Raw genomic sequence first — 26026 nt, forward strand, 5'->3', positions numbered from 1 at the left:
CCACTTTTAGCAAAGGTGTAGTTGCGATGAAACGTGTAGGTCTGATCGGTTGGCGTGGAATGGTCGGTTCCGTGCTCATGCAGCGGATGCTCGAAGAGCAGGACTTCGACCTGATCGAGCCGGTGTTCTTCACCACCTCCAACGTCGGTGGCCAAGGCCCTGCCGTGGGCAAGGACACTGGCCCGCTCAAGGACGCCTACAGCATCGACGAGCTCAAGACCCTCGACGTGATCCTGACCTGCCAGGGCGGCGACTACACCAACGAAGTCTTCCCCAAGCTGCGCGAAGCGGGCTGGCAGGGCTACTGGATCGACGCGGCCTCGTCCCTGCGCATGCAGGACGATGCGGTGATCATCCTCGACCCGGTCAACCGCAAGGTCATCGACCAGCAGCTGGACGCGGGCACCAAGAACTACATCGGCGGCAACTGCACCGTCAGCCTGATGCTGATGGGCCTGGGCGGCCTGTTCGAAGCCGGCCTGGTCGAGTGGATGAGCGCCATGACCTACCAGGCGGCCTCGGGTGCCGGCGCGCAGAACATGCGTGAGCTGATCAAGCAGATGGGCGGTATCCACGCGGCGGTCGCCGACGACCTGGCCAACCCGGCCAGCGCCATCCTCGACATCGACCGCAAGGTGGCCGAGGCCATGCGCGGCGAGGGCTTCCCGACCGACAACTTCGGCGTGCCGCTGGCTGGCAGCCTGATCCCGTGGATCGACAAGGAGCTGCCGAACGGGCAGAGCCGTGAAGAGTGGAAGGCCCAGGCCGAGACCAACAAGATCCTTGGGCGCTTCAAGAGCCCGATTCCGGTCGACGGCATCTGCGTGCGGATCGGCGCCATGCGTTGCCACAGCCAGGCGCTGACCATCAAGCTGAACAAGGATGTGCCTTTGGCGGATATCGAAGGCATGATCAGCCAGCACAATCCCTGGGTGAAGCTGGTGCCTAACCAGCGGGAGATCAGCATGCAGGAGCTGAGTCCTACCCAGGTGACCGGGACCCTGAACGTGCCGGTCGGGCGTTTGCGCAAGCTGAACATGGGGTCGCAGTATCTTGGGGCCTTCACTGTTGGCGACCAGTTGCTGTGGGGGGCTGCGGAGCCGTTGCGGCGGATGTTGCGGATTCTGCTGGAGCGGTGATCTGGGTGGTTTGAGTTTGGATTTTGAAGAACCCGTGTTGCGAGAGTGATGCGGGTTTTTTTATTGGTGTTAGATTCGTTGTTTGTTTTGATGTTTTTATTCGCATTCATTTGCGATGTTGACGCATAGTCACCTTTCCGCCCTTACGGCGGGTAACTTTTTGAAGGATCAAAAAGTCACCAAAAAATCCTCGCTCCATTCATCCGGCCCTGCGCTTCGCTCCGGGTTCCCTCACTCCGGCCTTGCTCCCGGGAGGACCGCGCTGCAGGGCCCATCCTGGGCCCCAGCGCTTGACGGGCATCCATGCCCGTCACCTCCCTCCGCAAGTCCTGCGTTCGGCCTCCTGAAGTCGCGAAGTTACGGGCGGCGCCTGAACTGGCGCAGCTGTCGCTAGTTGCACACTTAATTAACCTCTCGATCCCATCGCGGGGCAAGCCCGCTCCCACGCAATAGTCGCCGTTATATATAACCCTGTAGGAGCGGGCTCGCCCCGCGAAAGGGCCGGAACAGCCAATGTATAACTAACCGTCAAACAACTAACTTCGCATCTCCTGCTCCTGCTCCTGCTCCTGCTCCTGCTCCTGCTCCTGCTCCTGCTCCTGCTCTTGCTCTTGCTTTTGCTTTTGCTTTTGCTTTTGCTTTTGCTTCTAAGCGCGCGATAGTCCAGGCGCCGCCAATTGCGACTTCAGGAGGCCGAGCGGAGTTCTTGCGGAGGGAGGTGACGGCCATGGATGGCCGTCAAGCGCTGCGCCCCAGGATGGGGCGTTCAGCGCGGTCCTCCCGGGAGCAAGAACGGAGCGAGGGAACCCCGGAGCGAAGCGTAGGGGCCGGATGAATGGAGCGGAACGGTTTTGCCTACTTTTCCCACGAGAAAAGTAGGCCGCCGTAAGGGCGGAAGGGGGATAATGCGTCGACATCGCCAATGAATGCGCATAAATAAATCAAAACCCACACTCTTAAACCCGAACCCGAACCCGAACCCGAACCCGAACCCGAACCCGAACCCGAACCCGAACCCGAACCCGAACCCGAACCCGAACCCGAACCCGAACCCGAACCCGAACCCGAACCCGAACCCGAACCCGAACCTACCTCCCACCCCACAATCCAAGTAAAGTGCCGCTCCCCCGCCGTACCCCCGCAGAAAGGAACCGATCCCATGACCACCCCCGCCCTAGACATCGCCGTAATCGGCGCCACCGGCACCGTCGGTGAATCCCTCGTCCAGATCCTCGAGGAAGTGGCCTTCCCGGTCTCCACCCTGCACCTGCTGGCCAGCATGGAATCCGCCGGCAGCAGCGTCATGTTCGCCGGCAAGAAACTGAAAGTCCGCGAAGTGGACAGCTTCGACTTCTCCCAGGCCCAGCTGGTGTTCTTCGCCGCCAGCCCCGCCGTGAGCCGCAGCTTCGCGCCCAAGGCCATCGCCGCCGGTTGCGCGGTGATCGACCTGTCCGGCGTCCTGGACGGCGCCACCGCCCTGGTCCCGGAAGCCAACGGCGAGCGCATCGCCGAACTCGCGCGGCCCGCGCTGATCACCAGCCCGAGCGCCGGCGCGGTGGCCCTGGCTGTGGCGCTGGCGCCGCTCAAGGGACTGCTCGACATCGAGCGCGTGCAGGTCAACGCTTGCCTGGCGGTTTCGGAGCAGGGCAGGGAGGCCGTCACCGAGCTCGCCCGGCAGACCGCCGAGCTGCTCAACGCACGCCCGCTGGAGCCGCGCTTCTTCGATCGCCAGGTCGCCTTCAACCTGCTGCCCCAGGTCGGCACCCCCGACGCACAGGGTCACACAACGGTGGAGCGGCGCCTGGTTGGCGAGCTGCGCCAGGTGCTCGACCTGCCGCAGCTGAAGATTTCCGTGACCTGCATTCAAGTCCCGGTGTTTTTCGGCGATAGCTTCAGTGTGGCGGTGCAAAGCCGTAATCCGGTCGATCTGGCGGCCGTCAACGCCGCGCTGGAGGCCGCCGACGGCATCGAACTGGTCGAATTGGGGGATTATCCGACACCGGTAGGTGACGCAGTGGGCCAGGACGTGGTCTATGTTGGTCGTGTACGCCATGGTGTCGATGAAGACCAGCAACTGAACCTGTGGCTGACCACCGACAATGTGCGCAAGGGCGCGGCGCTGAATGCCGTGCAGGCGGCACAATTGTTGATAAAACACATGGCGTAAAAGATACTGCGAGCAATTTTGTCCTGCACCGCGCAAAGGTTTTCGGGACGCTTCATACAAGGGAAGAGTTCATGCTTCGAATTCGCAAACTGGTTCTGGCCATCGCGGCAGCCTCGGCGCTGTCGTCCGGCATGGCTAACGCTCTGGGGTTGGGCGAGCTGACCCTCAAGTCGGCGCAGAACCAGCCGCTGGATGCCGAGATCGAACTGCTCGATGTGCGCGACCTCACCGCAGCGCAGATGGCGCCCAGCCTGGCGTCGCCGGAAGAGTTCGCCAAGGCCGGGGTAGCCTTCCCGCCGTACCTCGAAGACCTCTCGTTCACCCCGGTGGTCAACCCCAACGGCAAGAGCGTGCTGCGGGTCACCTCCAGCAAGGCGCTGCCGGAGCCGGTGGTCAAGTTCCTGGTCCAGGTCATGTGGCCCCAGGGCCGTCTGCTGCGCGACTACAGCGTGTTGCTCGACCAGGCGCAGGCCCAGGGCAGCCAGCCGACCCAGGCCAATATCAACCCGGCGGTCAGCGCGGGCAGCTACACCACCAAGCGCCGCGACACCCTCTGGCAGATTGCGGCGCGCAACAGCAACGGCGGCTCGATCCAGCAGACCATGCTGGCCATCCAGGCGCTGAACCCGGATGCCTTCATCGGCAACAACATCAACCAGCTCAAGACCGGGCAGGTCCTGCGCCTGCCCGATCAGCAGCAGGCGCAGAGCATTCCCCAGGCCCAGGCCAACCGCGAAGTGGCCGAGCAGTACGCCGCCTGGCGCGAAGGCCGTCGCCTCGGCCCGCGCGCACGGCAACTGGACGCCACCCGCCGTGGCGAGGCTGGCGCCGCGCCGGCACGCATCGCCCAGGGCGACAACCTGCGCCTGGTGGCGCCGGGCGGCAAGGGCGCGGCCGGTGAGGCCAAGGCGCTGGGCGACAAGCTGGCCGTGGCCCAGGAAAGCCTCGACACCAGCCGTCGCGACAACGATGAACTCAAGAGCCGCATGGTCGACCTGCAGAGCCAGCTGGACAAGCTGCAGCGTCTGATCGAGCTGAAGAACGACCAGTTGGCGCGCCTGGAGGCCCAGGGCGCAGCGGCGCCGCAGCCGCCAGCTGGCGCGCTGCCGGGCGAGCCGGCTCCGGCACAGCCTGCGGTAAACGCCCAGCTGACCCCGGCCGAACCGGTGGTTGCCCCAGCGCCGGCCGCCGCCGACACCGCCCCGCAGGATGTAGCCGCCGAAGCACCTGCCAGCGAAGAGCCCGGCATGCTCGACCAGTTGCTGGGCAACCCGCTGCTGCTGGGCCTGATCGCCGGCTCCGCGTTCCTGGTCCTGCTGCTGTTGCTGCTGCTCCTGGCGCGCAAGCGCAAGGCCCAGCAGGAAGCCGAAAAGCACCTGCGCATGGCGCGTGCCCTGGCCGAGGATGGCGAGCGCGGCCCTGACCTGGAGCTGCCACCCAGCAGCTTCGAAGGCCTCGACGTGTCGGCGCCGACCGTGACCCTGTCGCCTGCGGTGGTGGCGGCCTCGGCGGCTGCGGCCGTTGCAGCGGAAAAGCCTGCGGCCGCCGTCGAAGCCGCCGCGCCGGCGGTCGATCCGCGCGCCGCGCTGCTGGCCGAAGTGGACGACAGCCTGGCCCGTGGCCGTCTCAACCATGCCGCCGACCTGCTGGAAGCGGCGGTGGCTTCCGAGCCTCAGCGCAGCGACCTGCGCCTGAAGCTGATGGAAGTCTATGCCCGCCAGGGTGACCAGGACGCCTTCGCCGGCCAGGAGCGCAAGCTGGCAGTCAATGACGCGAACCAGGCCGAGGTCGCCGCGCTCAAGGAGCGCTTCCCGGCCATGCTGGGTGTCGCGGCGGTGGCGGCAGGCGCTGCCGGGGCCGCTGCCCTGGCAGCCGAGCTGGATGAGCAGTATGTCCAGGACCTGCTGCAGGACAAGGAGCTGGAGCTGGGCGAAAGCGCGCCGGAACTCGTCGTGGAGCCGGAACCTGAGCCTGTCGTGGCGGCCGAGCCGGAACCTGAGCCTGTCGTGGCGGCCGAGCCGGAACCTGAGCCTGAGCCTGTCGTCGAAGAGGCCGACCTGGACAGCGCCTTCGACCTGAGCCTGGGTGATGACTTGCCGGTAGATGACCATCTGGACCTGGCTGGTCTTGAGGACTTGGTTGTCGAAGCGCCCGAGATCGAGGCCGAGCCTGCGCCTGCGGTTGCCGAAACCGATGCCGACGACGACTTCGAGGCTTTGCTTGCCCAGGCCCAGGCGACGCCGCAGAATGTCGACGACCTGGCCGAGTTCGACCTGGATGTCGCCGACGAACCGGTGGCCCCGGCCAGCAGCGAGGAAGCCCCGGTGGACGTGGCGGCCGAGCTCGCGGCCTTCGAGGCCATTCCGGAGTTCGACCCGATCTCCGAGCTGGAGCTGCCCGAGGACTTCGATCTGTCGCTGTCGCTGGACGACGACTCGCCGGCGGCGAAGAACTTCGCCTCGGAACTGGACGACGTCAACGCCGAACTCGACAAGCTGTCGCAGAACCTCGATGTCCCGGCAGCGGCGCCTGAGCCACAGTTCACCGCCGAGGATGCGGCACTGGAGCCCGAGCCGCTGGACGACCTGGACTTCGACTTCTTCTCCGGCGCCGACGAGGTGGCCACCAAGCTCGACCTGGCTCGCGCCTACATCGACATGGGCGACCACCAGGGCGCCCGTGACATCCTCGACGAAGTCGTCAAGGACGGCGACGACAGCCAGCGCCAGGAAGCCAACGAGATGCTCTCGCGCCTGGTCTGAGGCGACGTTGCACCGCGCGGGGCAAGCCCATTCCCACAGAACACGTGGGAGCGGGCTTGCCCCGCGATCATTTCGGCCCCTGCACGGTTTGCCGGTATACTCCCGCCTTTCGTTTCAGCATCAGGTTTGCCGCTCTTGGACATCATCGACACCGCCGCCGCCGAATCGGCCGCCGAAGGCTACACCCGCATCGCCCTGGGCGTGGAATACAAAGGTTCGCGCTACCGCGGCTGGCAGCGCCAGGCCAGCGGCGTGCCCAGTGTCCAGCAGGCCCTGGAGCAGGCGCTGTCGACGGTGGCCAACGAGCCGATCTCGGTGATCTGCGCCGGGCGTACCGATGCCGGCGTCCATGGTTGCGGGCAGATCGTGCATTTCGATACCCGCGCCGTGCGCGACGAGCGCGCCTGGACCCTGGGCACCAACTTCAACCTGCCCCACGACATCAGCGTGGTCTGGTCGGCGCCGATGCCTTCGCACTTTCATGCCCGCTTCAAGGCCACCGCGCGGCGCTATCGCTACGTCATCTACAACGATCCGATCCGCCCGGCCCACCTGGCCGAGGAAGTGACCTGGAACCATCGCCCGCTGGACGTCGAGCGCATGGCCGAGGCCGCGCAGTATCTGCTGGGCACCCATGATTTCAGCGCCTTCCGCGCCAGCCAGTGCCAGGCCAAGTCGCCGATCAAGCACATCCACCACCTGCGCGTGACCCGTCATGGGCGGATGATCGTGCTGGACGTGCGCGCCACCGCGTTCCTGCACCACATGGTGCGCAACATCGCCGGCGTGCTGATGACCATCGGCGCCGGAGAGCGTCCGGTGGAGTGGGCCCGCGAGGTGCTGGAGGGGCGCAACCGCCGTGACGGCGGAGTGACCGCGCACCCTTACGGCCTCTACCTGGTGCAGGTGGAGTATCCGCAGGAATACGCGCTGCCGCAGCGTTACATCGGCCCACACTTTCTTAGCGGTTACGAGGCGCTGGCAGACTGACGGGGCACGGGTCATTTGCTACCATCGACGCTTTCCCGATCACCCAAGGTTCGCCGTCCATGAGCAACGTTCGCAGCAAGATCTGCGGGATTACCCGTATCGAGGACGCCCTGGCCGCGGTCGAGGCCGGCGCCGATGCCCTCGGCTTCGTCTTCTATGCGAAAAGCCCACGCGCGGTGGACGTGCGCCAGGCGCGGGCGATCATCGATGCGCTGCCGCCGTTCGTGACCACCGTGGGGTTGTTCGTCAACGCCTCGCGTTGCGAGCTCAACGAGATCCTCGAAGTGGTTTCCCTGGACCTGCTACAGTTCCACGGCGATGAAACCCCGGCCGATTGCGAGGGCTACCACCGCCCCTGGATCAAGGCCCTGCGGGTGCGCCCGGGGGATGACCTGGAGGCCGCCTGCCGCCACTACGCCGGCGCCCGCGGCATCCTGCTGGACGCCTATGTGCCGGGCGTGCCGGGGGGAACCGGCGAGGCCTTCGACTGGTCACTGATTCCGCAGCGCCTGAGCAAGCCGATCATCCTTGCCGGTGGCCTGTCGGCCGACAACGTGGCGGCGGCCATTCGCCAGGTGCGCCCGTACGCGGTGGATGTCAGCGGCGGCGTGGAGCAGGCCAAGGGCATCAAGGATGCGGCGAAGATCGAAGCCTTCATGCAGGCGGTGAAACACGCGTGAACGCTAATGTGACGGCTGGCCGCGCGCCATCGTCCATAGCTTTCGCAGCCCGGTGCTGCCAGGCCGCGCCAGAGCGCGGGGCATGCCGGGGAAGAATTGGAGGTGGGGCGGTCGTGGCCGGCCCATCGTCGCTTTACAGAAGAATTTGAGCTCAAGGGCAGGGCGGGGCCGCGCAGGTCTCCCTGGCCAATACTGGAGAAAGCAAGCATGAGCAACTGGTTGGTAGACAAACTGATCCCTTCGATCATGCGTTCCGAGGTGAAGAAGAGCTCGGTGCCGGAAGGGCTGTGGCACAAGTGCCCGTCCTGCGAAGCCGTGCTGTATCGCCCGGAGCTGGAAAAGACCCTCGACGTCTGCCCTAAGTGCAACCACCACATGCGTATCGGCGCCCGCGCGCGCATCGATATCTTCCTCGATCCAGAAGGCCGTGCCGAGCTGGGCGCCGACCTGGAGCCGGTCGACCGCCTGAAGTTCCGTGACGGCAAGAAGTACAAGGACCGCCTGACCGCCGCGCAGAAGCAGACCGGCGAGAAGGACGCGCTGATCTCCATGAGCGGCACCCTGATGGGCATGCCGATCGTGGTCAGCGCCTTCGAGTTCTCCTTCATGGGCGGCTCCATGGGTGCCATCGTTGGTGAGCGTTTCGTGCGCGCCGCCAACTACGCCCTGGAAAACCGTTGCCCGATGGTCTGCTTCTCCGCTTCCGGTGGCGCGCGCATGCAGGAAGCGCTGATCTCGCTGATGCAGATGGCCAAGACCTCCGCGGTGCTGGCGCGTCTGCGCGAAGAAGGCATTCCATTCATCTCGGTGCTGACCGACCCGGTCTACGGCGGCGTTTCCGCCAGCCTGGCGATGCTCGGCGACGTGATCGTCGGCGAGCCGAAGGCGCTGATCGGCTTCGCCGGTCCGCGGGTGATCGAGCAGACCGTGCGCGAGAAACTGCCCGAAGGCTTCCAGCGCAGCGAGTTCCTGCTGGAACACGGCGCCATCGATCTGATCATCTCCCGTGACGAGCTGCGTCCGCGCCTGGCGCGCCTGCTGGCGCAGATGACCGGCCAGCCGACCCCGGAAGCGGCCAAAGAGGTCGCCGCGGTCGCGTGATGAACCAGCGCAGCCTGGGCGACTGGCTCGCCTACCTCGAACAGTTGCACCCCTCGGCCATCGACATGGGCCTGGAGCGCTCGCAACAGGTGCTGGCGCGCCTGGGGCTGGGCAAGCTGGCGCCGCGGGTGGTGACGGTGACCGGTACCAACGGCAAGGGCTCGACCTGCGCTTTCGTGGCCGCGTTGCTGCGCGCCCAGGGGCTCAAGGTCGGGGTGTACAGTTCGCCGCACCTGCTGCGTTACAACGAGCGGGTGCTGATCGAAGGCCGCGAGGCCAGCGATGAGCGCCTGTGCGAAGCGTTCGCCGCGGTGGAAGCGGCGCGCGGCGAGATCTCGCTGACCTATTTCGAAATGGGCACCCTGGCGGCGTTCTGGCTGTTCAAGCACTCCGCGTTGGACGCGGTGGTGCTTGAGGTCGGCCTGGGTGGTCGGCTGGATGCAGTTAACCTGGTGGATGCCGACGTGTCGCTGGTCACCAGCATCGGCGTCGACCACGTTGACTACCTGGGTGATAGCCGCGAGTCGGTGGCCTACGAGAAGGCGGGGATCTTCCGCCGGGGCAAGCCTGCGCTGTGCGGTGACCTGGATCCGCCGCAGCCTTTGCTGGACAAGGTGCGCGAGCTGGATTGCCCGTTCTTCCTGCGCGGGCGTGATTTCGACCTGGATAGCAGCGTCGACCACTGGCATTGGCGTGGTCGCCAGCTCGACGGTTCGCCCGTTGAACTGCGCGACCTGCCGTTGCTCGACCTGCCTATGGAGAATGCCGCCCTGGCCTTGCAGGCCTTCCTGCTGACGGGCCTGCCGTGGGATAGCGGCAAGGTTCGTCAGGCCTTGCTGGACACCCGTATCACCGGTCGTCTCGACCGGCGCGAGCTGTTGCTGCAAGGCAAGCGCGTGGAGTTGCTGCTGGATGTCGGCCACAACCCGCACGCCGCTGAGTACCTGGCCCGCCGTCTGGCGGCGCGCCCGGTGAAGGGGCGGCGCTTGGCGGTGTTCGGCCTGTTGGCCGACAAGGACCTGGCCGGTGTGCTCGCGCCGCTGCGCGACCAGGTCGCCGACTGGGCGGTGGCGCCGCTGGACACGCCGCGTAGTCGCCCGGCCACGGAGCTGGCGGATGCCTTGACGAACCTGGGTGCGACAGTGAAGTCTTACGCCAGTGTCGCGGCTGCCCTCGAAGGGCAGTGCGCCCAGGCGACGGCGGATGACCAGATCCTGCTGTTCGGTTCGTTTTTCTGCGTCGGCGAGGCCTTGGCCTGGCTCGAGCGGCAGGTCCCCGAGGATGGAGTAGATGGCAGTGCTGGATAAAGGGATGAAACAGCGCATGGTCGGTGCGCTGGTGCTGGTGGCGCTGGCGGTGATCTTCCTGCCGATGTTGTTCACCCGCGAGGACGAGCTGCGCCAGGTGCGAGTCGAGGCGCCGGAGGCGCCGGCCATGCCGAGTCTGCCCCAGGTGCAGGTGGAGCCGGTTCAGGTGCCGGAGCCTCAGCCGTTGCCGGAGCAGAACGCGCAGCCGCCGGTAGTGGTCGACGAGTCCACGGCGCCGGTGACGGCGCCGAGCCAGCCCATCGCGCCGGTCGCGACCGTGGCGCCACCTGTACAGCCCAAGCCGCAGACACCAGTGCCGACGCCGCCGGTCGCCAAGGTGGAGGCGCGTCCGGTGCCTGCACCGAGCGTTGCGCCTGCCGCCAAGCCGGCCGCGCCGTCGAAGATCGATGCCAACGGCCTGCCGGTGAGCTGGTCGATCCAGTTGGCCAGCCTGTCCAACCGGGCCGGTGCCGAGAATCTGCAGAAGACCCTGCGCAGCCAGGGCTACAACGCCTATATCCGTTCGGCGGACGGCATGAACCGGGTGTTCGTCGGGCCGCTGATCGAGCGCGCCGAGGCCGAGCGCCTGCGTGATGTGATCAGCCGCCAGCAAAACCTCAAGGGTATCGTGGTGCGCTTCCAGCCGGAGCGTGGCTGACGCACATCTCACGCCCTCCCTGTAGGAGCGGCCTTGTGCCGCGAAAGGGCCGCAACGCGGCCCCCGCTCACACCTTGGGGCTGCTGCGCAGCCCTTTCGCGGCACAAGGCCGCTCCTACAGAGTCAGCGCAGGCCAGGCGGTCTGTTTCAGGGCGTAAAGCTGTCCCCGGAGTCAGCCCGCAGCCCTTCAAACGCCTGACATTCCGCTTACTCCAAGCCCCTGGCTCTGGTAAAATGCGCCGCCTCTAACGTCGGCAGGCAACACCGTGGCATTTACCTGGGTTGATTGGGCGATCATCGCGATCGTCGTCATTTCATCACTGATCAGTCTCAAGCGCGGCTTCGTCAAGGAAGCCTTGTCCCTGCTCATCTGGATTGTCGCCGGTGCGGTGGCCTGGATGTTCGGCGGCTCGCTTGCGCAGTATCTTGAAAGCTATATCCAGATGCCTTCAGCACGGGTCATTGCCGGCTGCGCCATTCTTTTCGTCGCCACGCTGCTGGTCGGGGCGATGCTCAATTTCCTCATCGGCGAACTGATCCGCGTGACCGGGTTGTCCGGCACTGATCGCTTCCTCGGCATGGCCTTCGGCGCCGCGCGCGGGGGCTTGCTGGTGGTGGTGGCGGTCGGGCTGCTGAGCCTGGGGCCGGTGCAACAGGATCCGTGGTGGCAGGAATCACGCCTGATACCACAATTTCTATTGGTAGCCGATTGGTCGAAGAACCTCATTCTCGGGTTCAGCGGCCAGTGGATGTCCAGTGGGGTCAGCGCACCCGTTGACCTTCCGTTCAAGGAGCAGTTGCTCGGGCCGACCAAGCCCTGAGCGCTCTTCACTCAAGTTTCATCAAAGTAGGGGTTGCGTCGCATGTGTGGCATCGTCGGTATCGTCGGTAAGTCGAACGTCAATCAGGCGCTGTATGACGCGCTTACGGTCCTCCAGCACCGCGGCCAGGATGCTGCCGGTATCGTGACCAGCCACGACGGCCGGTTGTTCCTGCGCAAGGATAACGGCCTGGTGCGCGACGTCTTCCAGCAGCGCCACATGCAGCGCCTGGTCGGCAGCATCGGCATCGGTCACGTGCGTTACCCGACCGCCGGCAGCTCCACTTCGGCCGAGGCCCAGCCGTTCTACGTCAACTCGCCCTACGGCATCACCCTGGCGCACAACGGCAACCTGACCAACGTCGAGCAGCTGGCCAAGGAGATCTACGAGTCCGACCTGCGCCACGTCAACACCAACTCCGACTCCGAAGTGCTGCTGAACGTGTTCGCCCACGAGCTGGCCGTGCGCGGCAAGCTGCAGCCGACCGAAGAAGACGTGTTCGCCGCGGTTTCCCACGTGCACAGCCGTTGCGTCGGTGGCTACGCGGTGGTGGCGATGATCACCGGCTACGGCATTGTCGGCTTCCGCGACCCCAACGGCATCCGTCCGGTGGTGTTCGGCCAGCGTCACACCGATGAAGGCGTCGAGTACATGATCGCCTCGGAAAGCGTGGCCCTGGACGTGCTCGGCTTCACCCTGATCCGCGACCTGGCGCCGGGCGAGGCGGTGTACATCACCGAAGGCGGCCAGATGTTCACCAAGCAGTGCGCCGAAAGCCCGAAATTGCAGCCGTGCATCTTCGAGCACGTCTACCTGGCCCGTCCGGATTCGATCATCGACGGCGTCTCGGTGTACAAGGCGCGCCTGCGCATGGGCGAGAAGCTGGCCGAGAAGATCCAGCGCGAGCGCCCGGACCACGACATCGACGTGGTCATCCCGATTCCCGACACCAGCCGCACCGCGGCGCTGGAGCTGGCCAACCACCTGGGCGTCAAGTTCCGCGAAGGCTTCGTCAAGAACCGCTACATCGGCCGTACCTTCATCATGCCCGGCCAGGCCGCGCGCAAGAAATCGGTACGCCAGAAGCTCAACGCCATCGAGCTGGAATTCCGCGGCAAGAACGTGATGCTGGTGGACGACTCGATCGTGCGCGGCACCACCTGCAAGCAGATCATCCAGATGGCCCGCGAAGCCGGCGCCAAGAATGTCTACTTCTGCTCCGCGGCCCCCGCGGTGCGCTACCCCAACGTCTACGGCATCGACATGCCGAGCGCTCACGAACTGATCGCCCACAACCGTACCACCGAACAGGTGGCCGAGTTGATCGGCGCCGACTGGCTGATCTATCAGGACCTCCCGGACCTGATCGAATCGGTCGGTGGCGGCAAGATCAAGATCGAGCATTTCGATTGCGCGGTGTTCAACGGTGAGTATGTCACCGGCGATATCGACGAAGCCTACCTCGAGCGCATCGAGCAGGCCCGTAACGACCTGGCCAAGGTGAAGAACCAGGCGGTCAGCGCGATCATCGACCTGTACAACAACTGATTTGGGAGCGACGGCATGACCGATCAATGGGATGCCGGTCGACTGGACAGTGACCTCGAGGGTGTCGGTTTCGACACCCTGGCGGTGCGCGCCGGTCAGAACCGTACACCGGAGGCCGAGCACAGCGAAGCGCTGTTCCTGACCTCCAGCTATGTCTTTCGCACGGCCGCCGACGCCGCCGCGCGCTTTGCCGGCGAAACGCCGGGCAACGTCTACTCGCGCTACACCAACCCGACCGTGCGCGCCTTCGAGGAGCGCCTGGCGGCCATGGAGGGCGCCGAGCAGGCTGTGGCCACTTCCACCGGCATGGCGGCGATTCTCGCCGTGGTCATGTCGCTGTGCAGCGCTGGCGACCATGTGCTGGTATCGCAGAGCGTGTTCGGCTCGACCATCAGCCTGTTCGAGAAGTACTTCAAGCGTTTCGGCGTGCAGGTGGACTACGTGCCGCTGGTCGACCTGAACGGCTGGGAAAAGGCCATCAAGGCCAATACCAAGCTGCTGGTCGTCGAGTCGCCCTCCAACCCGCTGGCCGAGCTGGTGGACATCACCGCACTCGCCGAGATCGCCCATGCCCGTGGCGCCATGCTGGTGGTGGACAACTGCTTCAGCACCCCGGCCTTGCAGCAGCCGCTCAAGCTCGGCGCCGACATCGTGTTCCACTCGGCCACCAAGTTCATCGACGGCCAGGGCCGTTGCATGGGCGGCGTGGTAGCCGGGCGCAGCGAGCAGATGAAGGAAGTGGTGGGCTTCCTGCGCACCGCCGGCCCGACCCTCAGCCCGTTCAACGCCTGGGTCTTCACCAAGGGGTTGGAGACTCTCAAGCTGCGCATGCGCGCCCACTGCGAGAGCGCCCAGGCGTTGGCCGAGTGGCTCGAGCAACAGGACGGCATCGAGAAGGTCCACTACGCCGGCCTGCCGAGCCACCCGCAGCATGAACTGGCCAAGCGCCAGATGAGCGGCTTCGGCGCGGTGGTCAGCTTCGAGGTCAAGGGCGGCAAGGAAGGCGCCTGGCGCTTCATCGACGCCACCCGGGTGATCTCCATCACCACCAACCTCGGTGACAGCAAGACCACCATCGCCCACCCGGCCACCACCTCTCACGGCCGTCTGACGCCGCAGGAGCGTGAAGCGGCGGGTATCCGTGACAGCCTGGTGCGCGTGGCGGTCGGACTGGAAGACGTGGCCGACCTGCAAGCCGATCTGGCCCGCGGCCTGGCGGCGCTGTGATCGACTGGAAGGGTGGCGAACCCGGCCATAACGGCCGGGTGGCCCTGGTGACCGGTGCCGCCCGCGGCATCGGCCTGGGCATCGCCGCCTGGTTGATCTGCGAGGGCTGGCAGGTGGTGCTGAGCGATCTGGACCGCCCGCGCGGCACCAAGGTCGCCAAGGCCCTGGGCGACAATGCCTGGTTCATCACCATGGACGTGGCCGACGAGGCCCAGGTCAGTGCCGGGGTGTCCGAGGTGCTCGGGCAGTTCGGCCGGCTGGATGCGCTGGTGTGCAACGCGGCGATCGCCAATCCGCATAACCAGACCCTGGAAAGCCTGTCCCTGGCCCAATGGAACCGGGTGCTGGCGGTCAACCTCAATGGCCCGATGCTGCTGGCCAAGCATTGCGCACCTTATCTGCGCGCCCATGGTGGCGCGATCGTCAACCTGACCTCCACCCGCGCCCGGCAGTCCGAGCCGGACACCGAGGCCTATGCCGCCAGCAAGGGCGGCCTGGTCGCCTTGACCCACGCCCTGGCCATGAGCCTGGGGCCGGAGATCCGCGTCAATGCGGTGAGCCCGGGCTGGATCGATGCCCGTGACCCTTCGCAGCGGCGCGCCGATCCGCTGAGCGACGCCGACCATGCCCAGCATCCGGCTGGCAGGGTAGGGACGGTCGAGGATGTGGCGGCGCTGGTGGCGTGGTTGTTGTCGCGCCAGGCGGGGTTCGTCACCGGCCAAGAGTTCGTGGTCGATGGCGGGATGACCCGCAAGATGATCTACACCTGAGTTGTAACCTGTTGAGATGCAAGAGAAAGGGGCCGAGAGCCCCTTTTTTTGTCAGCTGTACCGGCTCTATCGCGGGGCAAGCCCGCTCCCACGCTGCGGGCGTCTGGTTGTGGGAGCGAGCTGGCCCTGCGATCAGGCTGCCTTTTTTGCCCTTTTTGAAAAAAACTTCAATGGGGGTATTGACTTAGCATCGGTACCTGCGTAAATTTCGCGGCCTCAGCGAAGCAAACGCAACAAGCAACATCGCGGGGGTGATTAGCTCAGCCGGGAGAGCATCTGCCTTACAAGCAGAGGGTCGGCGGTTCGATCCCGTCATCACCCACCACTTCCTGAGACGTTCCTGGTTCAGTGGTTTCGAAAGAAACACGCTGGCAGAGAGGAACAGGACGCAAGTCCAACTATGCGCGGCGGTAGTTCAGTCGGTTAGAATACCGGCCTGTCACGCCGGGGGTCGCGGGTTCGAGTCCCGTCCGCCGCGCCATTTTTCTCCAGATGGGTGCTTGCACCGGTCTGAGGCCGCAAGGCCAGATCCCAGTTTCAATCAGGCGCAAGCCTGAACGATACGCAGCGGTAGTTCAGTCGGTTAGAATACCGGCCTGTCACGCCGGGGGTCGCGGGTTCGAGTCCCGTCCGCTGCGCCATCTTCTGCCAAGAGCCCCATGAACGCTCAAGGCAAAACAGAAAAGGCGATATCAAAGTCGCTTTTTTTGTGCCTGGCTTTCGCGCCACAGCGCTTGAAAGCTCAGATCCCAGTTTCAATCGGGTGCAAGCCCGAACGATACGCAGCGGTAGTTCAGTCGGTTAGAATACCGGCCTGTCACGCCGGGGGTCGCGGGTTCGAGTCCCGTCCGCTGCGCCATCTTCGCCTCGAGGTCCCTAGAACACCTTGAAGCTTCGAAAAAGCGACCCTCGGGTCGCTTTTTTCGTTTCAGCGCCTTGCACAGACACGGGCAAGGATTTACACCAAGCTGACAGAGTCTTCACCGATCAATGGTTTCAGCCACTGATCGATGTGTTGCACAATACGCCCCATTCGTTTCTTCCCGGAATTGGCAATGTCTAGATCAACCGTCTATGGCGCGCTCGGGCTGGCCGTCGTGCTGGCGGGTGTGTCCGGCTGTTCCTCGAAAAAGGCCGCCGTCTACGAGCACGAGAACTTCGATGACTCGGGCACCTTCTCCCGCAGTTTCGCCACCAGCGAGGCGGGCTCCTGCGAGGCGGCGCGGCGCGCGCTGCTCAGCCAGGGCTACATCATCACCAGCAGCGACGCCAATCAGGTCGCCGGCAACAAGAGCTTCCAGCAGAACGCCGAGAACCACCTGCAGATCAGCTTCAACATCACCTGCGTGCCGGACATGAGCGACAAGCAGCGCTCGACCATGTTCGCCAACGCCCTGCAGGACCGCTACACCCTGAAGAAGTCCAACACTTCCGCCAGCCTTGGCGTGGGTGTACTGGGTTCGGTATCGATGCCGATCGGCTCCACCGACGATTCCATGGTCAAGGTCGCCAGCGAGACAGTCACTGCCGCGCAGTTCTATGACCGCTACTTCGCTTTGGTGGAAAGCTACCTGCCGAAGCAGAAGAAGCCGGAGAAAACCGAGCCCGCCGCCGAGCCGAAGGTTGAAAAACCGGCCGCCGACCTGGGCCTGCCGGAGCCTGCGCCCGCTGCCCTGGCGCCCGCGGCGCAGCCTGCCACGCCGGTCGCCGAGAGCGTGGCAGAGGCACCGGCCCCGGTACCGACTCCGGTTGCTGCCGCTGCTCCCGCGCCTGTTGCCGCTCCAGCGGCTTCTGTACCGGCTAGCGAAGCCCCTGCGGCCCCGATTGTGGACGACAGCAAGGGCTCGCAGCCCATCGCGCCGCCCGTCGAGCCGGCACCGATCCAGGTGCAGCAGGAAGCACCGGCAGTGGAGCAGGCTCCCGCGCCACTCTGACACGTCGATAACTTCCCGGGCGCCTGCTACGTTTATCGTTCATAGGGCTGTAATCATTCCGTCATTTCGCTGGCTTAGGTTGGCGCAATGACTGAAGAACGATGAATGAAGGGGCGTGAAGATGGACGATTACCAGGAAGAACTGCTCGAATTCCAGGCCTATGAACTGGACCTGCCGGAGCCGGCCGACGACGCCACCGAGCTTTAACCCACCTGTCGCTGATTGCGGCGAAACTCCCCGGGCGTCAGCCCCGTCCAGCGCTTGAATGCGCGCTGGAAGGCCTCGGCCGAGGCGAACCCCAACAGATAGGCGATCTCGCCGAAGGCCAGCTCCGTGTCGCGGATATAGGTCTCGGCCAGGTCGCGCCGCGTGTCGTTGAGCAGGTTGCGAAAGCGCGTGCCTTCCTCGGCGAGTTTGCGGCGCAAGGTCCAGGTCGGCAGCTGCAGGTGCCGCGCCACTTCTTCCAGATCCGGCTCGCGCCCACCGTTCAACAGCGGTCCCAGCAGGTGGGTGATGCGCTCGCCCAGGCTGCGCACGCGGGTGCGCTGGGCCAGTTCCGCCTCGCACAGCTGCAGCAGGTGCTGCCAGGTACTGGGGCAGTGCTGCGGGTTGGGCAGGGCCAGGGTGGCCTGGCTCAGGCGCAGCTGGTTGGCCGTGGCGCCGAAATGCACCGGGCCTGCGCACAGGCTTTGGTACTGCGCGGCGTAGGCGGGGGCGTCGAACTCGATTTCCAGGCGCTCGGCCTGCACCGGCCTGGCCGCCAGGGCGCCAAGCTGCGCCAGCCAGCCAGCCAGCAGCGAGTCGACCACGAAGCGGTTGTAGTCGTTGTAGGGGCTGATGGAATAGAACCGCAGCCAAGCGCCCTGGGCGTCTTCCTGAAAGCTCGACTGGCCCCGGTAGTTGGCGGCATACAGCGGCTCGAAACGCAGCAGGGTGCGGGCGGCATCGCCAAGGGTCGGGGCCTGGGCGGCGGCGACGCCGGCCAGGCCGGCCTGGGCCAGGCGGCTCAGGCGCCCCATGTGCAGGCCCAGCGCCGGCTCGGTGGACAAGGCGATCGCCGCGTGCCCCAGGTGCATGTAGCGCGGGATCGACAGCCGCGCACCCGGCTCGGCCAGGCGCCTGGAGTCGAGGCCATAGCGCAGCAGCAGGGGGTGTGGATCGTGACCGAGTGCCGTCAGCGCCTCGGCCAGGGGCTGGACGAAACCTACCGACAGTTCACCCAGGCGTACGCGGGGGCGGGGCATGGCGTCACAGCCACAGGTTGAGCAGGCGCGCGCCGTGGCTGTCGTTGCCGACCCACAGCGTGCCACCCTGGCTGACAAAGCCCTGCCCATCGCTGCCCAGCTCCCAGAACTGACCACGCATGAACACGCTCATGCTTGGGGTGGCGGCGTTGGCGGCCAGCGGCAGTTGCTGCCAGGCGCGTTGTTCGCTCACTGCGCCGCGGCGCAGGGGCAGGTCGGCGGCCTGGGCCTGGTGGCGGTTGCCACGCCAGGGCGCCTGCCAGCTCTGCTTGCCACTGAGGAAGACCGGGTTGGCAACCAGTTGCACCGATTGCGCGGCCAGTTGCCGGTAGTTGGCGGGGTACCAGCTGTCGCTGCCGATCAGCACGCCCAGGCGTCCGGCGGGAGTCTGCAGCACCTGCAGCGGATGCTGCTGGCCGTCGTGGATGTAGCGCCGGCTTTCGCTGTCGGGGTACTGCTGGTGCTGGGGTTGCCCGAGCACCGAACCGTCGCTGGCGAACACCAGGCTGCTGTTGTACAGCGGACCGTTGCCGGTGCGCAGCACGCCGTTCTCCACATAGGGCGCGGGCAGGACGATGGAGCCGGCGACCAGGGTGACGCCGAACTCCCGGGCCAGGTTGCCGAACACCTGCTGGTAGTCGGCGGCCATCTGCGCGGCCTTCATGCGCAGGTGCGCGTCCGAACGGCGATCGTCGCCGCTGGCGGCGAGCATCGCCAGGCCGTAGCGCAGCGGGTTGCTCAGCTCCAGCCACTGCCAGGCCTCGTTGCGCTGGGTGACCTGGTACAGCTCGCGCTTCTCGCCCCGGGCCCACAGCCAGGTGCCGATATGCTCCGGCAACACCACCACGGTGCGCGGGTTGACCAGGCCCTGGGCGCGGGCCTGTTCCAGGTAGGCCGAGAGCTTGCGGTGCAGGCGCGTGAGGTTCTGGTAGTCCCCCGGATACAGCAGCGGCTCGACCCCCAGCAGGTTGCCGTGCTCACCCGGCACGCCCTGGTTGAGGGCCAGTTCGATGCGCAGGTCGGACAAGTAATGACCCTCCGGGCGCTGCAGGGTCCAGAAGCCGTAGCCGCAGAGGGCGGCAAGGGTGACCAGCGCCAGGGCGCCGGCTAGCAGTTTTCGCATGGAGCGGTCCAGCGTTGTGCAGAAGGAGTGCCCTAGGGTAGTCCTGCTGTGCAGCAGGATCAATAAGTTGTCAGTTTCGATCATTGAGCGGGTTCAAACGCCTGTTTAATGTCGTCCTCAGACAAACGACGGGTCCCGCTGCGCTGCTGTAGAGCGCGGGTAGAGGTGCCCGCATTCCGTGATCACGCCACCTGTGGAGTCCATCCATGGCTACCGACCGTTACCCGCACCTGCTGGCCCCCCTCGACCTGGGCTTCACCACCCTGCGCAACCGCACCCTGATGGGCTCGATGCACACCGGCCTCGAGGAGCGCCCGGGCGGCTTCGAGCGCATGGCTGCCTACTTTGCCGAGCGCGCCCGTGGCGGCGTCGGGCTGATGGTTACCGGTGGCATCGCGCCGAACGACGAAGGTGGCGTGTATTCGGGCGCGGCCAAGCTCAGCACCGAGGAAGAGGCCGACAAGCACCGGATCGTCACCGAGGCGGTGCATGCCGCCGGTGGCAAGATCTGCCTGCAGATCCTGCATGCCGGGCGCTATGCCTACAGCCCGAAACAGGTGGCGCCCAGCGCCATCCAGGCGCCGATCAACCCGTTCAAGCCCAGGGAGCTGGACGAAGAGGGCATCGAGAAGCAGATCCGCGACTTCGTCACCTGCGCAAGCCTGGCCCAGCGTGCCGGCTACGACGGTGTCGAGATCATGGGATCGGAAGGCTACTTCATCAACCAGTTCCTCGCCGCCCACACCAACCACCGCACCGATCGCTGGGGCGGCAGCTACGAGAACCGCATGCGCCTGGCGGTGGAGATCGTGAGCCGGGTGCGCGAGGCGGTGGGGCCGAACTTCATCATCATCTTCCGTCTGTCGATGCTCGACCTGGTCGAGGGCGGCAGCACCTGGGACGAGATCGAGCTGCTGGCCAAGGCCATCGAGCAGGCCGGCGCCACGCTGATCAACACTGGTATCGGCTGGCATGAGGCGCGCATCCCGACCATCGCCACCAAGGTGCCGCGCGCGGCGTTCAGCAAGGTCACCGCCAAGCTGCGTGGCGCGGTGAAGATCCCGCTGATCACCACCAACCGCATCAACACCCCGGAGGTGGCCGAGGCGGTGCTGGCTGAGGGCGATGCCGACATGGTCTCGATGGCCCGGCCATTCCTGGCCGACCCGGATTTCGTCAACAAGGCCGCTGAAGGTCGTGGCGACGAGATCAACACTTGCATCGGCTGCAACCAGGCCTGCCTGGACCACACTTTCGGCGGCAAGCTGACCAGCTGCCTGGTCAACCCGCGGGCCTGCCATGAGACCGAACTCAACTACCTGCCGGTGCGGGCGGTGAAGCGCATCGCGGTGGTCGGCGCAGGCCCTGCGGGCCTGGCAGCCGCCACCGTGGCCGCCGAGCGCGGTCATGAAGTGACGTTGTTCGATGGCGCCGCTGAGATCGGTGGGCAGTTCAACGTGGCCAAGCGCGTGCCGGGCAAGGAGGAGTTCTACGAGACCCTGCGTTACTTCCGCAACAAGGTGAAGTCCACGGGTGTCGACCTGCGCCTGAATACCCGTGTCGATGTGGCCGCGCTGGTGGCCGGCGAGTTCGACGAGGTCATCCTGGCCACTGGCATCGCCCCGCGCACGCCGGCCATTCCCGGCATCGACAATGCCAAGGTGCTGAGCTACCTGGACGTGCTGCTGGAGCGCAAGCCGGTGGGCGAGCGGGTGGCGGTGATCGGTGCTGGTGGCATTGGCTTCGATGTGTCCGAATACCTGGTGCACAAAGGCGTGGCCACCAGCCAGGACCGTGAGGCGTTCTGGAAGGAGTGGGGCATCGATACGCGTTTGCAGGCCCGTGGTGGTGTGGCCGGGGTCAAGGCCGAGCCTCATGCGCCGGCGCGCCAGGTGTACCTGTTGCAGCGCAAGAAAACCAAGGTCGGCGACGGCCTGGGCAAGACCACCGGCTGGATTCATCGCACGGGGCTGAAGAACAAGCAGGTGCAGATGCTCAACAGCGTCGAATACCTGAGCGTGGACGATGCTGGCCTGCATCTGCGGGTTGGCGAGGGCGAGCCGCAGTTGCTGGCGGTGGACAACATCGTAGTCTGCGCGGGGCAGGATCCGCTGCGTGAGTTGCATGATGGCCTTGTTGCGGCCGGGCAGTCGGTACACCTGATCGGAGGCGCTGATGTGGCGGCCGAGCTGGATGCCAAGCGGGCGATTAACCAAGGGTCGAGGTTGGCGGCGGAACTGTGATTGTTTGAATCGTTGGTGAGCCAACTTCCACAGTTGAGGTGGTAATACACCTTTTCTGTGGAGGTTAGCTTGTCAGCGAGTGGTTGTAACTGAAGAAACATTGCCAGTAGTCTACACTTACTCCATGTCTGTTGATCTTGATCTTGCTTCTAAGCGCGCGATAGTTCAGGCAACGCCAATTGCGACTTCAGGAGGCCGAGCGGAGTTCTTGCGAAGGGAGGTGACGGGCATGGATGCCCGTCAAGCGCTGCGCCCCAGGATGGGGCGTTCAGCGCGGTCCTCCCGGGAGCAAGAACGGAGCGAGGGGACCCCGGAGCGAAGCGTAGGGGCCGGATGAATGGAGCGAGGATTTTTTGGTGACTTTTTGATCCTTCAAAAAGTTACCCGCCGTAAGGGCGGAAAGGTGACTATGCGTCACCATCGCAAATGAATGCGCATATAACTTTCAAAACACATGACTCTAAAAGTCAAAGTCAAAGTCAAAGTCAAAGTCAAAGTCAAAGTCAAAGTCAAAGTCAAAGTCAAAGTCAAAGTCAAAGTCAAAGTCAAAGTCAAAGTCAAAGTCAAAGTCAAAGTCAAATGCGATCGGCGTGGGTTTTAACAGGTGTAAGCGCATTCATTTGCTATAATGACGCATAGTCACCTTTTCGCCCTTACGGCGAGTCACTTTTTGTCAAACGCGACAAAAAGTAACCAAAAAACGCTGCGCTCCATTCATCCGGCCCTCCGCTACGCTCCGGGTTCCCTCACTCCGGCCTTGCTCCCGGGAGGACCGCGCTGCAGGGCCCATCCTGGGCCCCAGCGCTTGACGGGCATCCATGCCCGTCACCTCCCTCCGCAAGGCCTGCGTTCGGCCTCCTGAAGTCGCGAAAGTACGGGCGGCGCCTGGACTGACGCAGCTGTCGCTAGCGAGGTATGAGGATAGACTCCTGATCGGCAACGGCAACGGCAACGGCAACGGCAACGGCAACGGCAACGGCAACGGCAACGGCAACGGCAACGAGCAGCACGTCTGCATCTGCGTGATCAGATAAACTGCCTTCATGTCTGATTTTTCTCTCCCCCAAGCCCCTCTGCAACGCCTGGACCTGCCTTGGTTGCGCCACGCGGGAATCGAAGCCGCGGTCCTGCGTCTGGACCTGATCGACCCGCTGATCAGCGGCAACAAATGGTTCAAGCTGCGTCATCACCTGATCCAGGCCCGCAAGGCCAATGCCCCGGGCCTGATCAGCCTGGGCGGCAACCATTCCAACCATCTCCACGCCCTGGCGGCCGCCGGCAAGCGCTTCGGCTTCGCCACCGCCGGCCTGCTGCGTGGCCACCCGCAGGAAACACCGACGGTGCTAGACCTGCGAGCCCTGGGCATGGAACTGCACTGGCTCGGTTTCGGCGGCTACCGCGCCCGCCATGAGCCCGGTTTCTGGCAGCCCTGGCAGGCCCGGTACCCAGGTTGGCACTGTATCCCCGAAGGCGGTGGCGGCCTGGCCGGTGCCCAGGGCTGCGGGTTGATCGTCGAGCAATGCCGGGCGCAACTGGCAACGCTCGGCTGGACCGACTACGACGCCTGGTGGCTGGCGGCGGGAACCGGCACGACCCTGGCGGGCCTGGTGCTGGAGGAGGCGGGCAGGCATGTGGTCCATGGCGCCCTGGCCGTGCCCCTGGACCACGGCGTGCCGGAAACCGTCGCAACATTGGCGGGCGTGCAGGGCTACCAGCTGCACGACGCCAGCCGTGGCGGCTTTGCCCGTATCGATGACGCGCTGCTGGCGTTCATCGCCGACACCGAACGGCAAACCGGCATGCCGCTGGAGGCGCTCTACACCGGCAAGGCCCTGCTGTCCCTGCGCGACCAGGTCGAGGCCGGGCGTTTCGCCCCCGGCACCCGCCTGGTGTTCCTGCACACCGGAGGCCTGCAGGGACGACGCGGCTACTTGTAGGGAAGCATGCGCAGCAGTGTGTTGTCGCGCCGCACATAGTGGTGATAAAGCCCGGCCAGCGCGTGCAGGCCGATCAGCCAGTAGCCCCAGCTACCGATGCGCTCGTGCCAGCCCTTGATGAACTTGCTCAGGTCCGGATCCGGGGCGACGATGGCCGGCAGCTCCAGGCCATAGAACGGGATCGGCTTGTCGGCGGCGCTGAGGATTGCCCAGCCGGCCAGCGGCAGGCCGATCATCATCAGGTACAGCAGCAGGTGCACCAGGTGCGACAGGCCCGTCTGCCAGGCTGGCGGCCTGGGCACGATCGGCGGGGTGGGGCGCGACAGGCGCAGGGCCAGGCGCAGCCAGACCAGCACGAATACCGTCAGCCCGAGCATGAAGTGCAGGTCTTTCATCAGGTCGCGTTCGGCGCTGCCCTTGGGGAACAGGCCGCGCAGCTCGATGCAGGCGTAGACGGCGGCCAGCAGCACCAGCATCAGCCAGTGCAGGACGATCGACAGCCGCGCGTAATGGGTCGCGGGAGTGGGTGAAACCATGGGGGATCCTCGTCATCAGGTCAAAAAGGGCGCTCTTGCTGGCGCCTGCCCCTAACTCTAATCGCTGGCGTGGAAATGTGTTTGCTTCAGATCTATCAAACGCGGCCGACACAGCGGGCTTGGGTGATGGCTTTGGGCCTGCACCCGATCTCCATCGCAGAAGGATCCTGTGTCAATGAAACGCTTCATCTCCACCCCTCGGGTAGCGCTGTTCGGCGCCCTGTCCCTGTTGCTCGCCGGCTGCGAGCAAAACCCGGCGGTCAAGACGCCACCGATTGCCGCCCTGACCATTCCGCTGTGCGTGAACGACGAATGCGCCGTACTGGACCAGAACGGCGCATTCCGAGTCGCCCCAGGCAGCGAGTTCACCCAGATCTATACCCAACCCTTCACCAACGCCTTCATCTTCGGGCGTGGCGACTACTGGCACCTGGCAAGTGGTGACGGCAAGCAGGTGATTCGCGCCGACCTCACCGACGAGCTCTACACCCTGACCCCTGGCCTGTTCGGCTACGTCCGCAATGGCAAGGTCGGGGTGATGGACGAGCAGGGCAAGGAAGTCCAGCCGGCCATCTTCGACAATGTCTATGTCGGTGGCGACAACGACTTTATCGTCTACGAGATCGACGAACTGCGCGGCATCCTCACGCCTCAGGGCGAGAAGGTCAGCGAGGCGGTATTCGACTCAATGTACGTGCGCGAGGATTTCGCCAAGCGCGGCAACTGGGTGCTCGCCGAGCGCCAAGGCGAAAGCTGGGGATACAACCTCAAGACCAAGGTGTTGCGCAAGCTGGACTTCGACACCATTGTCAGCGCGGCCGACGGGTATCTGGTGGTCTCCCGCGAAGGCGGCGCAGGCAAGGGCCTGGCTGATGCCACCGGCAACCTGGTGATTGCGCTCGACAAGGGCTGGCTGGGCACGCCAGGCGGTGGCCTGGTGGCGTATCGGGATGGTTACGACAAACCTTGTGGCTACCTGGATTATCAAGGCAAGGTCGTGATCGAGGCGCAGTATCAGAACTGCGAGACGTTCGGCAAGGTTGGCGGCATGGTGCAGTTGCCGCGTACCGACGAAGACCGGGGCAAAGCCGGGATGATCGGGCATGACGGCAAATGGCTGATCGAGCCCGAGTACGACTCGATCGGCGACGCGGGTATTGGCCTGCTCGGCATGAGTGGGCACCGCCCTGGTTTCAACCATATCGGCAAGCTGCAGAACATGTTCCTGGCAACCTACGGAACCATCGACCTGGACCAGGGGAAGGTTGTGTTCCAGCCCACCTACAAGCAGATCGGTGTGGTCGCGCCCAAGCGCTATGCCTTCACCGAGCTGAAATCGCCGAAGAAGACGGTCATGCTCCTCGGTAGCCCGAGTGAGACTGATACCGTGGGCCTGATGGACGAGCAGGGCAAGGTGTTGGTCAAGCCGGAACAGTTCGTGTCGTTCAAGCTGTTGGCCGATGGCCATCACCTGCTCGCTGCCGAGGGTAGCAGGTCGGACAACTTGCGCGCACTGTATGACCTCGATGGCAAACTGCTGGTGCCCGCCAAATGGCAAGACCTGGAAGTCGACGAGGCGCGTGGCGCGATCTTCGCCTATCGGGTCGAGGGCAATGGCGACGACGCCGTGCGCACGCTGCGCGCCCTGTATCGTCTGGATGGCAGCGTGGTGTTCGATACCAACCGCCTGCCCTGCGGCGCGGAACAGGTGGTCGACGGCAAGGGCCAGGTGCTGTGGCCGAAGGATGCCCAGGCCCACTGCCCGGCGCCTGAGCCAGTGGCCGAGGCGTCCTGACGCTTGAGCTCCCGTCGCCGGCGAATCGGCGGTGGGGGCTGCT

General features: G+C 65.1%; 20 protein-coding genes and 4 tRNA genes. 21 read left to right on the forward strand and 3 right to left on the reverse strand.

Annotation, left to right across the window (positions count from 1 at the left end):
• The first annotated feature begins 26 nt into the window (after positions 1-26).
• The 17 genes from asd (at position 27) to AC0MAZ_RS11690 (ending at position 17104) form a co-directional block, all read left to right on the forward strand.
• Complete coding sequence (asd, locus tag AC0MAZ_RS11610; protein WP_198743661.1) at positions 27-1139, forward strand: aspartate-semialdehyde dehydrogenase; 1113 nt, start codon at positions 27-29, stop codon at positions 1137-1139.
• 1159 nt (positions 1140-2298) lie between these two features.
• Entirely contained in the window at positions 2299-3306 is a 1008-nt protein-coding gene (locus tag AC0MAZ_RS11615) for an aspartate-semialdehyde dehydrogenase (protein WP_475861165.1), read from the forward strand.
• A gap of 71 nt (positions 3307-3377) precedes the next feature.
• Positions 3378-6068: a motility hub landmark protein FimV gene (locus tag AC0MAZ_RS11620; RefSeq protein ID WP_475861167.1), complete on the forward strand. Its 2691-nt coding sequence runs from the start codon at positions 3378-3380 to the stop codon at positions 6066-6068.
• A gap of 135 nt (positions 6069-6203) precedes the next feature.
• A complete protein-coding gene (gene truA, locus AC0MAZ_RS11625; RefSeq protein WP_475861168.1) occupies positions 6204-7058 on the forward strand; it encodes a tRNA pseudouridine(38-40) synthase TruA in 855 nt (284 codons plus the stop codon).
• 59 nt (positions 7059-7117) lie between these two features.
• Positions 7118-7738, forward strand: a complete 621-nt coding sequence (locus AC0MAZ_RS11630; RefSeq protein ID WP_050704770.1) for a phosphoribosylanthranilate isomerase — start codon at positions 7118-7120, stop codon at positions 7736-7738.
• A gap of 207 nt (positions 7739-7945) precedes the next feature.
• Complete coding sequence (gene accD, locus AC0MAZ_RS11635; RefSeq protein ID WP_028690439.1) at positions 7946-8839, forward strand: acetyl-CoA carboxylase, carboxyltransferase subunit beta; 894 nt, start codon at positions 7946-7948, stop codon at positions 8837-8839.
• Complete coding sequence (folC, locus tag AC0MAZ_RS11640; protein ID WP_232857756.1) at positions 8839-10146, forward strand: bifunctional tetrahydrofolate synthase/dihydrofolate synthase; 1308 nt, start codon at positions 8839-8841, stop codon at positions 10144-10146. Before accD ends, folC begins: the two co-directional genes overlap by 1 nt.
• A complete protein-coding gene (locus AC0MAZ_RS11645; protein ID WP_232857757.1) occupies positions 10130-10804 on the forward strand; it encodes an SPOR domain-containing protein in 675 nt (224 codons plus the stop codon). Before folC ends, AC0MAZ_RS11645 begins: the two co-directional genes overlap by 17 nt.
• A gap of 266 nt (positions 10805-11070) precedes the next feature.
• Positions 11071-11625 carry a CvpA family protein gene (locus AC0MAZ_RS11650; protein WP_050704773.1) on the forward strand — a complete coding sequence of 185 codons (555 nt, stop codon included), beginning with the start codon at positions 11071-11073 and terminating at the stop codon, positions 11623-11625.
• A gap of 42 nt (positions 11626-11667) precedes the next feature.
• Positions 11668-13173: an amidophosphoribosyltransferase gene (gene purF, locus AC0MAZ_RS11655; RefSeq protein WP_203647522.1), complete on the forward strand. Its 1506-nt coding sequence runs from the start codon at positions 11668-11670 to the stop codon at positions 13171-13173.
• A gap of 15 nt (positions 13174-13188) precedes the next feature.
• Entirely contained in the window at positions 13189-14400 is a 1212-nt protein-coding gene (locus AC0MAZ_RS11660) for an O-succinylhomoserine sulfhydrylase (protein ID WP_028690444.1), read from the forward strand.
• Positions 14397-15170: an SDR family oxidoreductase gene (locus AC0MAZ_RS11665; RefSeq protein ID WP_203647521.1), complete on the forward strand. Its 774-nt coding sequence runs from the start codon at positions 14397-14399 to the stop codon at positions 15168-15170. The genes AC0MAZ_RS11660 and AC0MAZ_RS11665 overlap by 4 nt, the downstream gene beginning before the upstream one ends.
• A 249-nt stretch (positions 15171-15419) precedes the next feature.
• A tRNA-Val gene (locus AC0MAZ_RS11670) sits at positions 15420-15495 on the forward strand.
• A gap of 79 nt (positions 15496-15574) precedes the next feature.
• Positions 15575-15651: transfer RNA gene (locus AC0MAZ_RS11675), tRNA-Asp, on the forward strand.
• 83 nt (positions 15652-15734) lie between these two features.
• Positions 15735-15811: transfer RNA gene (locus AC0MAZ_RS11680), tRNA-Asp, on the forward strand.
• 141 nt (positions 15812-15952) lie between these two features.
• Positions 15953-16029 (forward strand) — tRNA-Asp (locus tag AC0MAZ_RS11685).
• A 196-nt stretch (positions 16030-16225) separates the two neighbouring features.
• Positions 16226-17104: a DUF2242 domain-containing protein gene (locus tag AC0MAZ_RS11690; protein WP_475861171.1), complete on the forward strand. Its 879-nt coding sequence runs from the start codon at positions 16226-16228 to the stop codon at positions 17102-17104.
• A gap of 204 nt (positions 17105-17308) precedes the next feature.
• Here the strand turns inward: AC0MAZ_RS11690 and AC0MAZ_RS11695 are convergent, their stop codons facing one another.
• Together AC0MAZ_RS11695 and AC0MAZ_RS11700 are read right to left on the reverse strand one after the other, a co-directional pair.
• Positions 17309-18349: an AraC family transcriptional regulator gene (locus AC0MAZ_RS11695; protein WP_203647519.1), complete on the reverse strand. Its 1041-nt coding sequence runs from the start codon at positions 18347-18349 to the stop codon at positions 17309-17311.
• A gap of 4 nt (positions 18350-18353) precedes the next feature.
• Positions 18354-19472 (reverse strand): nitrilase-related carbon-nitrogen hydrolase, encoded by a 1119-nt coding sequence (locus tag AC0MAZ_RS11700; protein ID WP_203647518.1) that lies wholly within the window; start codon positions 19470-19472, stop codon positions 18354-18356.
• A gap of 206 nt (positions 19473-19678) precedes the next feature.
• On the opposite strand from AC0MAZ_RS11700, the gene AC0MAZ_RS11705 reads away from it, so the two are divergent.
• The 3 genes from AC0MAZ_RS11705 (at position 19679) to AC0MAZ_RS11715 (ending at position 23652) form a co-directional block, all read left to right on the forward strand.
• A complete protein-coding gene (locus tag AC0MAZ_RS11705; protein WP_475861174.1) occupies positions 19679-21715 on the forward strand; it encodes an oxidoreductase in 2037 nt (678 codons plus the stop codon).
• Positions 21716-22533: 818 nt separating this feature from the next.
• Positions 22534-22749: a hypothetical protein gene (locus AC0MAZ_RS11710; RefSeq protein ID WP_475861175.1), complete on the forward strand. Its 216-nt coding sequence runs from the start codon at positions 22534-22536 to the stop codon at positions 22747-22749.
• Positions 22750-22758: 9 nt separating this feature from the next.
• Positions 22759-23652, forward strand: coding sequence for a 1-aminocyclopropane-1-carboxylate deaminase/D-cysteine desulfhydrase (locus tag AC0MAZ_RS11715; protein WP_475861177.1), 894 nt, complete (start codon positions 22759-22761; stop codon positions 23650-23652).
• Here the strand turns inward: AC0MAZ_RS11715 and AC0MAZ_RS11720 are convergent.
• A complete protein-coding gene (locus AC0MAZ_RS11720; protein WP_475861178.1) occupies positions 23643-24188 on the reverse strand; it encodes a cytochrome b in 546 nt (181 codons plus the stop codon). The two genes, AC0MAZ_RS11715 and AC0MAZ_RS11720, sit on opposite strands and share 10 nt — an antisense overlap.
• A 175-nt stretch (positions 24189-24363) precedes the next feature.
• Between AC0MAZ_RS11720 and AC0MAZ_RS11725 the strand changes: the two genes are divergently transcribed.
• Positions 24364-25983 carry a WG repeat-containing protein gene (locus AC0MAZ_RS11725; protein WP_475861179.1) on the forward strand — a complete coding sequence of 540 codons (1620 nt, stop codon included), beginning with the start codon at positions 24364-24366 and terminating at the stop codon, positions 25981-25983.
• Positions 25984-26026 lie beyond the last annotated feature (43 nt).

Source organism: Pseudomonas sp. A (assembly GCF_056270345.1).